9 protein-coding genes and 1 pseudogene are annotated in these 12,981 nt (G+C 53.5%); 7 read left to right on the top strand and 3 right to left on the bottom strand.

The window, feature by feature from the left end; translation table 11 throughout:
* On the top strand, window positions 1-886 hold an 886-nt coding region (locus ACESMB_RS10350; protein WP_372971489.1), incomplete at its 5' end, for an integron integrase.
* Between the two features lie 471 nt (window positions 887-1,357).
* On the opposite strand, the gene ACESMB_RS10345 is transcribed toward ACESMB_RS10350, so the two are convergent.
* On the bottom strand, window positions 1,358-1,954 hold the full coding sequence (locus ACESMB_RS10345) for an IS6 family transposase (RefSeq protein ID WP_372971488.1): 597 nt from the start codon (window positions 1,952-1,954) through the stop codon (window positions 1,358-1,360).
* 151 nt (window positions 1,955-2,105) lie between these two features.
* Here ACESMB_RS10345 and ACESMB_RS10340 point away from each other — a divergent pair, with 151 nt between their 5' ends.
* On the top strand, window positions 2,106-2,462 hold the full coding sequence (locus ACESMB_RS10340; protein ID WP_372971487.1) for a multiprotein-bridging factor 1 family protein: 357 nt from the start codon (window positions 2,106-2,108) through the stop codon (window positions 2,460-2,462).
* Entirely contained in the window at window positions 2,452-3,696 is a 1,245-nt protein-coding gene (locus ACESMB_RS10335) for a type II toxin-antitoxin system HipA family toxin (protein ID WP_372971486.1), read from the top strand. Before ACESMB_RS10340 ends, ACESMB_RS10335 begins: the two co-directional genes overlap by 11 nt.
* Window positions 3,697-4,538: 842 nt before the next feature.
* On the opposite strand, the pseudogene ACESMB_RS10330 reads toward ACESMB_RS10335, so the two are convergent.
* Both ACESMB_RS10330 and ACESMB_RS10325 read right to left on the bottom strand, forming a co-directional pair.
* Window positions 4,539-5,878: pseudogene (locus tag ACESMB_RS10330) on the bottom strand (ISNCY family transposase).
* A 200-nt stretch (window positions 5,879-6,078) separates the two neighbouring features.
* The gene (locus tag ACESMB_RS10325; RefSeq protein WP_372971485.1) at window positions 6,079-10,125 is read right to left on the bottom strand and encodes an EAL domain-containing protein; all 4,047 of its coding nucleotides are present in this window, start codon (window positions 10,123-10,125) and stop codon (window positions 6,079-6,081) included.
* 169 nt (window positions 10,126-10,294) lie between these two features.
* Here ACESMB_RS10325 and tnpA point away from each other — a divergent pair, with 169 nt between their 5' ends.
* The 4 genes from tnpA to ACESMB_RS10305 are packed head-to-tail and all read left to right on the top strand — an operon-like array spanning window position 10,295 to window position 12,863.
* On the top strand, window positions 10,295-10,585 hold the full coding sequence (tnpA, locus tag ACESMB_RS10320) for an IS66 family insertion sequence element accessory protein TnpA (RefSeq protein WP_372971484.1): 291 nt from the start codon (window positions 10,295-10,297) through the stop codon (window positions 10,583-10,585).
* Window positions 10,582-10,926, top strand: coding sequence for an IS66 family insertion sequence element accessory protein TnpB (gene tnpB / locus ACESMB_RS10315; protein WP_372971483.1), 345 nt, complete (start codon window positions 10,582-10,584; stop codon window positions 10,924-10,926). The genes tnpA and tnpB overlap by 4 nt, the downstream gene beginning before the upstream one ends.
* Before the next feature lie 28 nt (window positions 10,927-10,954).
* On the top strand, window positions 10,955-12,604 hold the full coding sequence (gene tnpC, locus ACESMB_RS10310) for an IS66 family transposase (protein ID WP_372971482.1): 1,650 nt from the start codon (window positions 10,955-10,957) through the stop codon (window positions 12,602-12,604).
* Complete coding sequence (locus tag ACESMB_RS10305; RefSeq protein ID WP_372971481.1) at window positions 12,594-12,863, top strand: hypothetical protein; 270 nt, start codon at window positions 12,594-12,596, stop codon at window positions 12,861-12,863. Before tnpC ends, ACESMB_RS10305 begins: the two co-directional genes overlap by 11 nt.
* The last annotated feature ends 118 nt before the right edge of the window (window positions 12,864-12,981 follow it).

Genomic DNA, 12,981 nt, shown 5'->3' with positions numbered 1-12,981 from the left:
CTACTGGGTTCGTCAGTTCATCCTTTTCAATGACAAAAAGCACCCAGAAGTCATGGGTAATCACGAAATTGAGCGTTTCCTGAATCACCTGGCCGTCAACCGGGGAGTCGGTCCGGGCACTCAAAACCAGGCTCTGTGCGCGATCATATTTGTCTACAAGCATGTGCTGAAACGGGAGATTGAAAACTTACAGTATAAGATGACGAAAACGCCTCGGCGCATGCCGACCGTTCTGAGTCCCGATGAAGTCGCTTCCATTCTTCAAAACATGGAAGCAGAGTATTGGCTCATTACAGCGCTTCTTTATGGATGCGGTTTGAGAATCAATGAAGCTCTTTCGCTTCGCGTGAAAGACATCGACCTCAAAAGCCGCAACTTGCTCGTATTTAGCGGTAAGGGACGAAAAGATCGATACACACTGATTCCAGGCAATCTGAGAGAAAACATGGAGCGGCAATTTGCCCATGTCAGGGCAGTACATGAGTCCGACCTGGCCGAGGGATTCGGGCTTACTTCAGTGCCGGCCTCACTTCACAAAAAGTATGGACCGGCCATGAAGGACTTTGGTTGGCAGTACCTGTTCCCATCCGCAACAAGATGCGTTCATCCCATCGCTGGTTATGTGTGCCGCCACCATCTTCATCATTCATCGTACTCGCGGCGATTGAGGCAGGCCGTTCTGGCCACGGGAATCACCAAGCGTGTCACGGCTCATACCTTTCGGCATGCCTTTGCGACAGAGCTATTGAGATCGGGAAGCGATATCAGGACGGTTCAGGAAATTCTCGGGCATAGCGACATTCGAACGACCGAAATCTACACGCATATCATTGGCGATCGGCGTGCTGGAACCGTCAGCCCTTTTGACCGTTTACCAAGTTCTTGATGGGCTTTTTCTTACCTGTTTCAGGAGGCATAAAAGCCAGGGATTTGGGGTGCGGCGAATGTTCGCTTTTGTTTAAGAGCGGCGGCCACGACTGTTGGGTTATGTCACCATAACGTGGCCGCTCGGTTCTCAAAGCGGTCCTTTTTGAAAACTTCGATTGACGGCCGCTTTAGAACAGTCTGTGGAAACGGGGCAGAACCCGACCAATTATCCGAGTCTTTATGAATCGCTCTCCCACATCCATGAGAGTTCTGGTGTTACCTTGCTGTTCATAGATGTTCATAGAATGGAATAGCCGCCCAGTTGAAGGTTTCGTTGCGGGTTAAATGGAGGTTATGAAGTGACACGCAGTTTTCACTCCTGATCAACAGTTGTCTAGAACCTCTCTGCCGTCGAGAATGCACACCACTCAATACTGACGAAGGTATTGCCAATAACTATCGCAAGGCGCAGTCACCTTCCCTGCTCTCTTCATACCACTGCCGTCCTCCAATCCGAAAACGCACTTTCCCTAAGGTTTCGATAGTGCTCCGCTCCGATCAGGTGACGTCCGAGATTGAACAAGGTGTAGACAACAGCGTGGGCATTCAGGAAACGCTGCGCTTGCCTTGATGGCTTGAATCGGCGCATTTGTCTCTCTCGAACCCGAGTGGGTTGGTGCGATAACTCTGCTTTGTTGTTGGCATACTGAGTGTTTTCATGGATAGCCTCGGGGATGAGATCCCGGTGAGCTACATCGTAACTGCGCAGTTTGTCACTGACGATTTTCCTCGGTTCAGCGCCATGGGACCTTTTGAGCCGCCCGAAGAAGCGCTTTGCAGCTCGTCCATCTCGCCTGGATTGCAGGAGCACATCAACGACATCACCATCTTGGTCAACCGCCCGCCATAGGTAGTGCAACTCGCCGTTGATCTTCACAAAAACTTCATCGATGTAGAATGTATCACCGTAGCCCTGACGCTTGCGCTTCAAACGATTCGTATACATGGGGCCGAACTTGTTGCACCAAAGACGGATCGATTCATGGCTTACGGTTTGGGCAGTTTTGGGAATTGTAAAAAAGGCCAAATAAAGGAGATGGCTGAAACCAATCGTTCACTGGTGAATGTTAAAGGTGTTTTATCATTCATCCATGAACTCATTATAGGATTTTGTCCCATCATGCGGTATCATTCAACTATGAACGACGAAAGCATCAAACCATTCATGAGTGAATGCAATGCCCCGTAAAAAAGTCCGTAACTACAGCGTCTATACCAAAGAGGCATGCCGGTTGCTCGGTCTGCTGATTCGAAACGCCAGAAAAGAGAAGCGTATGTCGATCGAGGAACTGGCAGAACGGGCGAGCACGTCGCCAAACTTTGTTCGCCGGGTCGAAAAAGGCGGCTTGACCGGCGAGATTGGCGTTGCCTTCGAACTGGCGTTCATCGTGGGGGTGCCCCTGTTCCAGCCCGACACCTCCGAGGGAGCGAAGCTTGAGGTGTTAGCCCATAAAATCCACATGGCCAAAAACAACGCTGCCCTGCTGCCTCAATCTGCCCGCAAAACCAAGGAGATATTGAAGGATGACTTCTAATAAGCCGATCAACGAGCTTTATGTTTGGCTCTGGCTTCCGGGCGCATTGGATCCGGTGCCAGCGGGTCGAGTATACAGGGCAAGCAATGGATTTAACTTCCATTACGGCAACCGCTACGTCGAGCGGAACGATGCAATCTCTCTGAACCCCGACGAATTACCGCTCAGAAAGGGATCGCATCAAACCATTGGCGGTATGACCATGCCGAGCTGTCTGAGAGACGGATCTCCGGACGCCTGGGGCCGCCGCGTTATTATTCATCGGATGATGGGCAGCTCCGCTAGCGCCGACACGGAGATGGACGAACTCACCTACCTCATCGAATCGGGAAGCGATCGGGTCGGTGCGCTGGATTTTCAGCGATCGCCAAGCGAGTATGTGCCGCGAGAGACCGACAATGCGTCCCTTGAAGAACTTCTGGAGGCATCGAGTCGCGTTGAGAAGGGTCTACCATTGACCCCGGACCTGGAGCGAGCCCTGAATCATGGCACCTCTATTGGGGGTGCTCGTCCGAAGGCACTGATACAGGAAGGCGATAAAAAGTACGTCGCCAAATTCTCCTCATCCATCGACACTCAGAATGTTGTGAAGGGTGAGTTTGTGGCCATGCGTTTGGCGGATAAAGCGGGATTGGAGGTTGCCCCGGTACGGATGGAATCGGCGGCAGGTCGTGACGTTCTCCTTGTAGAGCGTTTCGACCGGGTTGCCCGCTTTGGCGGTTTTGAAAGAAAGCTAATGCTCTCTGCCCTCACTCTCTTCCAGTTGGATGAGATGATGGCCCGTTACGCCAGTTATGATTTACTGGCGGATATGATTCGCCAGAAGTTTCACAATCCTACAAACAGTCTCCGGGAGCTATACCGTCGCATGGTATTCAATGTGCTTTGTGGCAATACCGACGATCACGCTCGTAACCATGCGGCATTTTATGACGGTAAAGCATTGGCGCTCACGCCAGCCTATGACATCTGCCCTCAAAACCGGAACACAGGTATCGCCAGTCAGGCGATGGCCTTACTAGATGGTAAGCGCCAGAGCACGCTAACCCTGTGCCGGGAAGCGGCTCACAAGTTTAATCTGAACTCGCAGCATGCCAAGGAGGAGGTTGAATCGTTGGAGCACGTTATTCAAAGCAGCTGGGATCAGGTGTGTGACGAAGCGCAGATGACCGAGACAGAAAAGCGGTTTTTCTGGAAGAGACAGTTCCTGAACCCTTCTATTTACGAGGGCTGACAGCAAAAGAGGGCTAGACGCCCAGTTCCTTTTTCCGGACCGCGATCCATTCGCGTTGGTAGGATAAGATCTCGCTCGCATTGTTCGAGCACATACCACGCGGTTAGGCCTCTTCCAGATCGACGTCTGCGCTCTCCAATGCTATGTTTTCTGGCACAATCAGCTTCCTGCTCCAAAGGCATCACTGCTTTCGATGATAGCTGGGGAATTCTTGATACATTCGCCGTTAGTGACGCAATGAAAAGCAGAAGGGTCTGGCCTCGTCCATGATGCCCCGTCCGTCAAGGGTGGCAAGCCCCGATATCCTAGACACCTGACAGCTGCTTAAAATACTGCTCTTCGAAGCACTTAATCGGGTTCTGAGATCTTATGACCGAGGGCAGCAATAGCCTGCTAATCAACTCCAAGGGCTTGCTATCGTTAGCTCACCACAACAGTTGGATGCATGTCACCAACCTACCGCTGTCCGATTTCCGCACCTGCCACCCTCTATCCCCTCGCTCACACAAAAATCTTGCTCAATTTAATCACCAGACAGGCAATGACCTTTGCACTGATTCTGAAAATTAACTATTTGGCACATGAGTTCGCACCTGTGTCCAACTTGTGTCCATGGCGTGTCCAAAACTTTAAGGAGCTGTTTCCTTGGTTAAAAGTTCTGACCTTTGCCCGCTCAACGACAATTCGTAGCTTGGACACATGTTCATAAAGGCGCTAACCGAAAGCTGGAGGATCGAGAGCCACTAGCAGTGCGCATTGAGTCGCCTTTAAGTCAGGAAGAATATCTTTTTCAACGAGCAGTGCCCTGACATCCGACTCAAATCGCCCTAGGAACCTGTCGGCTAATCGGGACCGAGGCGCGCCAACCTTACCAGGTTGTAGCTCAGAGCCGAGGCCCAAACAAACGCCTTGAAGCCATCGTGACCTTTCCACTTTGCTTTCGTGGCTCCGAAGGCTCTTTTCAGTTCCAAGATATTGCCTTCGACGCCGGCTCTAAAATGACGTAATACGTTAAAGGTCTTCGACTTCACGCCCATGGCGGTGAGCGATACGCCAACAGGCTTGTGAAACACCACGTGCTTAAGCCCCATGGCGCGTCCGGCTGCGACGTTCGCCTGGCTGGCGTAGCCGCCATCGGCAACCACGGAGCGAGGCAGTTTGCCCAGAACAGACCGATGAAAATCCAGAACCGGCAGGAACAGCGTTTTGTCACCGGGGTTACCCTCTTCGATGGTTAACGCGGTGATAAAGCCCCCCGTTTCACTGCTCAGGTTGATCTTGTGGCCGTATTGCACGTCGCGGAATCCCTTGACGATGATGTCTGTGTGGGATTCGAACAGGCTGACGATCTTGTCCGAGGAAGGAACCCGTTCGCCCTGGATAACACGACGTTCGGTCTGCTCGATCACGCGGGATGTCAGCTCCCTGAAGTGTGCCAGAGCGTCCAACCATTTATGGCAGGGTATGGAAGTCTCCGCACCTTCAATGACCTGCTGTCGTCCGCGATCCGCCTGCTTCAATACCAGTCGTGCGATCGTCAGCAGGTCAGGATAGAGTTCGTCCTTGGTCGCCTTTTTCGCGTTGAATATGCGAAAGGCCAGTGACTTCGCCGCCTTACGTTTGTCGGTAAAGCGGATGTTCAGGCCGGTTTCGGTTTTGCTTTTTGCCAGCAGACGACTGATCACACGAACGCCATCATTCAGCAACTGGCTGTCACTGGGCGGGGCGATATGACTGGCCACCACGGTACTGTCGATACGCAGTTTATCCATCGAAATCACGCCCTGGTGCATCTGGTTTCGGGTCAATACCTGGTGCGCCTGCGCCAGAGTTTCTGGCTTGATGCTGCGGATCGTGGACTGCAGGCAGGACCGGCTGGGCGACAGGTGAGCCGGCAATCGGGCAAAGGTTCGGTAGGTCACCGAATCCGACAAATGAAACGCCAGTTGTTCATAGCTGAAACCCAGTTGCTGCCTTAACACCAGACAACGCAGAACACTCTCTGCGCTGAGACCGGTTCGCCCAACGGCTGACACAGACGCGTCTATCAAATCTGCGGCCACCAGCTCAAGAATCTCGGGTTGCCTGTCCAGGACCTCCGACAGCTTCCGGGGCTGACGCCATACTCGTGATTTGAGTAATGTTCGAATATACTGGCCTGAGCATTGCGGGTCTCTCGCATGCTGGATCCTCTTGGTTGTTGGCTGTTTTTTGGTCGCACTTTAAACATACCAGAGCCAAGAGGATTCTTTTACCCTTCCTCAGAATTTTTACCTGAAAATCAGTCGGTTGTTAGTTTTTGGATGGGCACTCATTAATGACTTGAGTAACACAGTTTCCTCGAGCCGTTCGTGCAGATCACTGGTTTCGCAACGCAGCTTGTTAACGACGTCCATTGTTAATGTCCAACTGTGGTTCGAAGTTCGGCTTGCCGAAAAAGTAGCCCTGATAGTACTGGTACCCGAGTGCCTGTAAGGCAGCCAGCTCATGTTCTGTTTCAACACCTTCAGCCACCACTCTAAGATCCAGAGTTTCAGCCAGATTCATGATCATACGAACGATGGCCGCTGCCCCCGCGTCCTCTGCCATATCGCGAATGAACTTCTGATCGACTTTAACCTCGTCCAGAGGCAGGCGCTGAAGGTGTGCCAATGACGAATAGCCGGTTCCAAAATCATCAAGAGAGCACTGAATACCCCGCGCCCTCAATGTCTGCAGTTTTTGAATAGATTGGTCCAATTCGTATTGGGCCAGGGTCTCGGTTACCTCCAGCTTCAGTTTTTGCGGAGAAACGTCGTATTCTTGCAAAAGCTTGAGCGTATTCTCAACGAAGTGGTCCTGATGAATTTGAAGCGCGCTGACATTCACTGACAGCAAGAAATCCCGGGATGCAGCATTTTTTGACCAGGCCGCTAACTGAGATACCGCCTGCGCCATGACCCAATTGCCGACATCTACAATCAAACTGGACTGTTCAGCGATGGGGATAAATTCCCCCGGTGATACCCAGCCAAACTCACTGTGCTGCCATCGAAGCAGCGCCTCGTAGCCAATGATGTGCTTGCCATGGATAATCGGCTGGTAGGCCAACCGGACACCTGCACCACCTTCTTTGATAGCGGCTGCAAGATCCTGCTCAAGCCTGTGATGGTATTGCGTCGTCTCATGCATGCTGCTCTCGAAGACGGTTACCTTACCGCCACCATCCCGCTTGGCCGAGTACATGGCTATGTCCGCACACACCATCAGATCAGCCTGGAAATCAGGGACATCGTCAGATCGCGCAATCCCGACACTGCAATCTACGTGATAGGTCACGTTGTCAATGCGGTACGGCCTGAGTATTTTGGCTCTCACGTTTTCAGCGACCAATTCAGCGTTTTGCGCACTTATTGGGCATTGCGGCGTGTCCGGAATGATGATGAGAAATTCATCGCCGCCGATCCTGGCCAACAAAACGCCTGGCTCGGAGAACTCCGCTAACCGGTGTCCGACTTCCGCCAGAATCGCGTCGCCGGTTTTGTGGCCATGAATGTCATTAATCGCCTTGAAGCGGTCCAGATCAATGAACAACGCAGTAAATCGCGTTTCCGAAGAGATCGACGTCGCAAGGGTCGACAATTGTCGATGAAGCCCCTGACGATTCAGCAATCCCGTCAGACTGTCGTGATCCGCCTGATATTCAGCCAGTTGCTGCTGAGCAATCCGCTCGCTGATGTCTGTTAGTGAGCAGACATACCCACCAGGTAACTTATCGTCACCAGGCTTTACTGCAATTCGGGCGAGAAAATATTTGTCGGGGTGATACTCCGGAACAGAGAATTCAGCCTTCCCGGTCACACTGCCCTTGAGGGATCTGAACAGAGCATGGAGCGCGTTCTCGGGAATAATGTGCCGGATCGACTGGCCCTGGTAGGTTATCAGGTCCCGGCCGAACAGTTGTCGGCTCCCGGAATAAACCTGTGTAACAACCCCATCATTGTCAGTGTCTATGAGTACTTCCGGTATCGTATTCAGAATCGCCGACAGGGCCCTCTCGCTTTTCGCAACTTTTAAAGCAAGCGCCCGATTCTCGGTGACATCATTTAAGGTCCCGTACCAACGAATCGAGCCGTCATTCTGGGCAAATGGCTGAGCAAAAGCCCGGATAATACGCTCGTCTACCTGGTCTGTTCGCGCCAGTCGAAAGGAGTAACTCCAGGGCGTCAGCGCTTCGGCATTTTTTTCAATGCTTTCGATCAGCTCCTCGCGTTCCTCCGGCGCAATTCTACTGATAACCCGATCAAAGCTTTTGGCTTCAGAGGAAGCCAATCCAAACATCCTGGCAAAACCTGAACTGACGAACCTGAAGTCATAAACGGCCCCAGGCCTGCGTTCAAATGTATACACAGCGCCCGGAATCCGATCAGTCAGATTTTGAAGCTCATGTTTTTCACGAGCCAGCTCGTCCGACAAAGCCACCTCTAGAGTAACGTCCCTCTGAACACTGACATAATGGCTTGGTCGCCCATCATCATCCTCGACTGGCGCAGTTTTCAGCTCGACCAGATAACGCGTTCCGTCTTTTGTGTAGTGCACCAAACGAGCCGATACGGTCTCTCCCGCATCCAGCGCCTGCGAAATTCTTTTTAGCTCTTCCCTATCCGTGCCCGGGCCCTGGAACAGGTCCGGGGCTTTGCCCAACAGCTCTTCTTCCGGGTAGCCAGTCAGTTCGCATAACGCAGGATTGGCATAGAGTATCGACCGCTTTCCTGTCTCCGGATGCTTCTCTGCCGTCGTAATGAGCACCATGTCGGGCATAACGTCGACAGCTTTTGTGAGGATCCGGGATTGCTGGCGAACTTTGGAGGCTTCAAGCCGGCTCCAGTGCCTTGCCACGAAATCGGCGGCGTCAGACAGGATATCAAGCGTCTCTGATGGCCAGGGCTCACTCTGATTCCTCACTTCTTCTTTCCAGACCTCGAAAGATCGGCGGGCCCCAAGCACTGTGGTTCCATCGGGCCGCTCATACTCGGCATGCGTGTTTGGCCCGCCCGCCCATTCTCGGACAAAACCCAATGTTGGCCTTGTTAAAATCAGCCCGGCCCCCGCGACACTGTCGATGGGGACTATCGCGATATCGCCCAGACCTTCGGATTCAGCAACGGTTTTAAACCACGGTATCGAATCCCGGTCGTGCAGCAGAATGGGTTCCCGGGAATCAGACAGATGCTCCTGACAGCGTTCAACCAATGTTTCGTTCGCACTGTCGCCAATGACCGTGCCCGGAAGACAAAACATAACATGGCTGGCTTTAAACCAGACCTTTAGAAGCTCTGCGGTGTTTCGGAGGGTTTCTTCTGAAGCTCTGCCAGTATTTTTCTCACCGGGTACATCAAACTCTTTCAGCCTCCGTAAAAACTCAAGCTTGGATTGACTACTGGCAAGACGGCTTGTCATCTGTATCCGATCAGCAATGTAATGCCCCACCAGCTCCATCATCAAAAGAACCGAAAACCGGATCTGGAAAGCCGGAACATTCGGGCGGCTGCCGTGGCTAGCCAACATCCCCCACAACCTGCCATCCACTATAATAGACAGGGTCAGAGTGGATTTAACGCCCATATTGCGCAGATAAGTCAGATGGAAAGGAGACGGCCAACGCAACAAGGCTCTCGACAGGTCCAGAGGCTCTCTGCCATCAGTCTGTGGCGAAAGCGGAGCGGGCTCAGCATCCACATCCGCGATTAACCGCAAGCGATTTTCCAAGTACAGGCGACGAGCCTGCGCCGGGATATCGCTCGCTGGAAAATGCTGCCCGATAAACCGCTGTTCCAGCCCCTCAGATACCGCCTCTGCAATAACCTGGCCGTGCCAATCGTCGTCAAAGCGATAGACCATGACCCTGTCGAACCCGGTCAATGCCTGCACAGAGGACACACTCGTCGTGGCCAGGTCGTCAAGAGTGTCACACGATTCGATAGCGCGAGTAAGCCGGAGAAGACCATTAAGGTCATGAAGACAGTTTGGGTCGCCAACCCTATCTTTCACCGGGATAAATTCTATAACGCGAAGGTTCGGCTGCGAGGGTGGCTGATGTGCCAGCAGTTCCAAACGTGGCTTTGGAGACTTGGCAGCGTCGGCGTCAGAGACTGACACTACGCCGATGTACTTCTGCTCGTGAGCGGTCGGTGACGTTTCCAGTGCCGATTGAATAAACGGCTCGATAACAGGAAACGCGACAGCTATATTCTGGAAAGGCTCAGGTACCGGGGTCTCAAGTAGCCGTGGAAGATTCTCGGACCAACGTACGAGTCGGTGGTTATCCGCCTCGAAAACCAGTATGGCCCCGAAGTTCTGAAGTTGCTCCGGATGTGCAATGTCCTCTGATTCACAATGGCTGAACAGGTTTTCTGTGTTCACCGATCCATAGCCATCACTGCTCGCCATACAACGTCATTCCGGGCCACTGTCCATTCATTAGGTTTATCAACACTACAGCCAAACACTACAGAACATCAATGAAATTTCGCTGTAAGCGGCCATTCCGAGACGTCCTGCCGCCCCACTGAATTTCGCCCTACAGTAACCTCTCACTTCCCAACAAGAGGTTACTCCCATGAGAAAGCACCGAACTCCGGAACAGTGGCAGTCCCTGATCGATCAGCAGCGTGACAGCGGTTTGTCGGCCACGCAGTTCTGTAAGCAGCAGAATATTGGCTATGCCAGCTTCTGCAACTGGCGTAAGCGCCTGTTGGATTCGCCGGTCAATGAGGCTTCAGATTCCAGTGAAGCCGGTTTCTTAGATCTGTCCTCATTGATGGGTGCTTCATCATCAGCCGGTCCAGGCTGGAACATTGTACTGAGCTTGGGCAATGGCGTTGAACTGCGGCTGAGCCAGGGCGGATGATTGGCCTGGATAGCCAGGCCCGGATCTGGCTGTGCACGGAGCCTACGGACATGCGCAAGTCCTTCCGGGGCCTGAGCGCCCTGGTCCGGAATCAGTTGAAACAGGATCCGCTCAGTGGCCACTATTTTGTCTTCGTTAATCGACGCAAGACCCAGATGAAGATGCTCTATTTTACGGTCACGGGCTATTGCCTGTGGGCTAAACGTCTGGAGCAGGGGCAGTTCCGGGTACGGCCGTCTTCTGCTGGTCAACGCGCTTTGACTCTGGCTGATCTTCAGTTACTGATTGACGGCATTGAGGTGCAAAAATACCGTCAATTCAAGCGTTTTCAAGGAGCATGACAGGCTGGGATTCGGTATAATAACGGCCATGAATTCAACAGCTTCCGCACCCTATTCCAACGCACCTTCTTTCTCGGCCCTGACCGAGGAGAATGCGTTGTTGCGAGAGCAGTTGGGTGCCCAAGCGGAAGCGATTCGCCAGTTAACTCATCAGTTGGACTGGTTCAAGAAACAGCTGTTCGGCCCCAAATCTGAGAAGCAGGTGTTCGATCTGCCGGAACAGGACAGCCTGTTCCAATCCAATGAAGCGCCGGTTCCGGAGAAGCCGCCGGAAGATGAAAAGCGCACAATTCGGGCTTACCAACGGGGCACCGGCAAGAAGCAGCGGGACGATGACTGCCTGAACGACACGGGCTTACGCTTTACCGCCGATGTGCCGGTGGAAGTCATTGAGCACCTGCCGCCGGAGTTGACCGGGCCGGACGCCGATCAGTACGACATCCTTGGCACCAAGACCACCTACCGGCTGGCCCAGAGGGCCGCCAGTTACGTGGTGCTCAAGTGCGAGCGCCCGATGTTCCGGCGCAAAGGAGCCGAGAAGCCGGTGACGACTCCAGCTCCATTCAACGTGCTGGACAACAGCCTGGCCGACGTCAGCCTGCTGGCCGGTCTGCTGGTGGACAAGTTCCAGTTCCACCTGCCGCTGTATCGCCAGCATCAGCGCATTCAACAAGCGGGCATCACCGTCAGTCGTAGTACCCTGACCAACCTGGTCAAGCGGGCCATTGATCTGCTGCGGCCTATTGTGGATGCCCAGACCGACAACGTGCTGCGCAGTCGGGTGCTGGCGATGGACGAAACGCCCGTCAAAGCCGGCCACCAGGGCCGGGCGGGCCCGCATAAAGGCAAAATGAAGACCGGCTGGTTCTGGCCATTGTATGGGGATGCCGACGAAGTGGTGTTCACCTACTCGAACAGCCGGGGCCGGGCCCATATCGAGCAGGTGCTGAACGATCAGTTCACCGGCACCCTGATCAGTGACGGCTACGCCGCCTATGCCCGGTACGCGCAACAGCAAGAGGGCGTCACCCACGCCCAATGCTGGGTGCACGGCCGTAGGTACTTTATCGCCGCCCAGAACGATCACCCGGAGAAAGCCACCGAGGCCCTGCAACAGATCGCCAAACTGTACCGAAACGAAGAATACATCCGCACTCAGCAACTGACCGGCGAGAAGAAACGCCAGTACCGGCTGGAGCACTCACAGCCGGTTGTTAAGGACTTCTTCCAGTGGTGCATGGATCAGTTGGAACCCGGTGGCCTGCTGCCCACTGATCCGCTGACCAAAGCCCTGAACTACGTGATCGCGCGTGAAGCCAGCCTCCGGGTCTTCCTGGAAGACCCGGAGGTGCAACCAGACACCAACCATCTGGAGCGGGCCCTGCGTCCCATCCCCTTAGGGAGGCGTAACTGGATGTTCTGTTGGACCGAACTGGGCGCGGAACACCTGGGCATCATCCAGAGCCTGATCACGACCTGCAAACTCCATGGCCTCAACCCGTACACCTATCTGGTGGACGTACTTCAGCGCATCAGCCAACATCCGGCCAGTAAGGTGGTGGACCTGACCCCGCGACTCTGGAAAACCCGGTTCGCCGACAACCCATTACGGGCACTGATTGATCCGCGCCACACGGACCGACAGGCCGCACAGCCAGAGGCCACTCATGCGCATTGACGACTTGAGCATCGATCAGTTACTGGAGCTGAACCGGTATATCTGTCAACGTATCGATGAACTGCAAGATCAGGAAAATCTGCAAGCGTTGAGCCAGTTGCGGGTGGGGCTGAAAGTGACCTTCGAAGGCCGGGACGGCCCAATTCTGGGGATCGTCACCAAGATCAACCGCAAGAGCGTGATCGTACTGGGTGACGACGGCACCAAGCAATACAAGGTCTCGCCAAACCTGCTCCGGCCTCTACGTGATGTGAAATAAGTCCACTACGTCGTGGAATGACCGTTTACATTTCGCTTTGCAATAAAATATTCTTTTTCGATTTAATTGCGCATCAAAATTCGATGAAAGAGAACATCCTTACCCTGTCAGTTGCGGC

The sequence above is a fragment of the Marinobacter sp. genome (assembly GCF_041686475.1).
In the GTDB taxonomy this organism is placed as follows: Bacteria; Pseudomonadota; Gammaproteobacteria; order Pseudomonadales; family Oleiphilaceae; genus Marinobacter.
This window is presented reverse-complemented; position numbering and strand designations above follow the sequence as displayed.

Bases quoted from the DNA above. Each gene is read 5' to 3' on its own strand.
- ACESMB_RS10340 (WP_372971487.1), top strand. From the start codon at position 2,106: ATGCCCCGTAAAAAAGTCCGTAACTACAGCGTCTATACCAAAGAGGCA.
- ACESMB_RS10335 (WP_372971486.1), top strand. From the start codon at position 2,452: ATGACTTCTAATAAGCCGATCAACGAGCTTTATGTTTGGCTCTGGCTT.
- ACESMB_RS10325 (WP_372971485.1), bottom strand. From the start codon at position 10,125: ATGGCGAGCAGTGATGGCTATGGATCGGTGAACACAGAAAACCTGTTC.
- tnpA (WP_372971484.1), top strand. From the start codon at position 10,295: ATGAGAAAGCACCGAACTCCGGAACAGTGGCAGTCCCTGATCGATCAG.
- tnpB (WP_372971483.1), top strand. From the start codon at position 10,582: ATGATTGGCCTGGATAGCCAGGCCCGGATCTGGCTGTGCACGGAGCCT.
- tnpC (WP_372971482.1), top strand. From the start codon at position 10,955: ATGAATTCAACAGCTTCCGCACCCTATTCCAACGCACCTTCTTTCTCG.
- ACESMB_RS10305 (WP_372971481.1), top strand. From the start codon at position 12,594: ATGCGCATTGACGACTTGAGCATCGATCAGTTACTGGAGCTGAACCGG.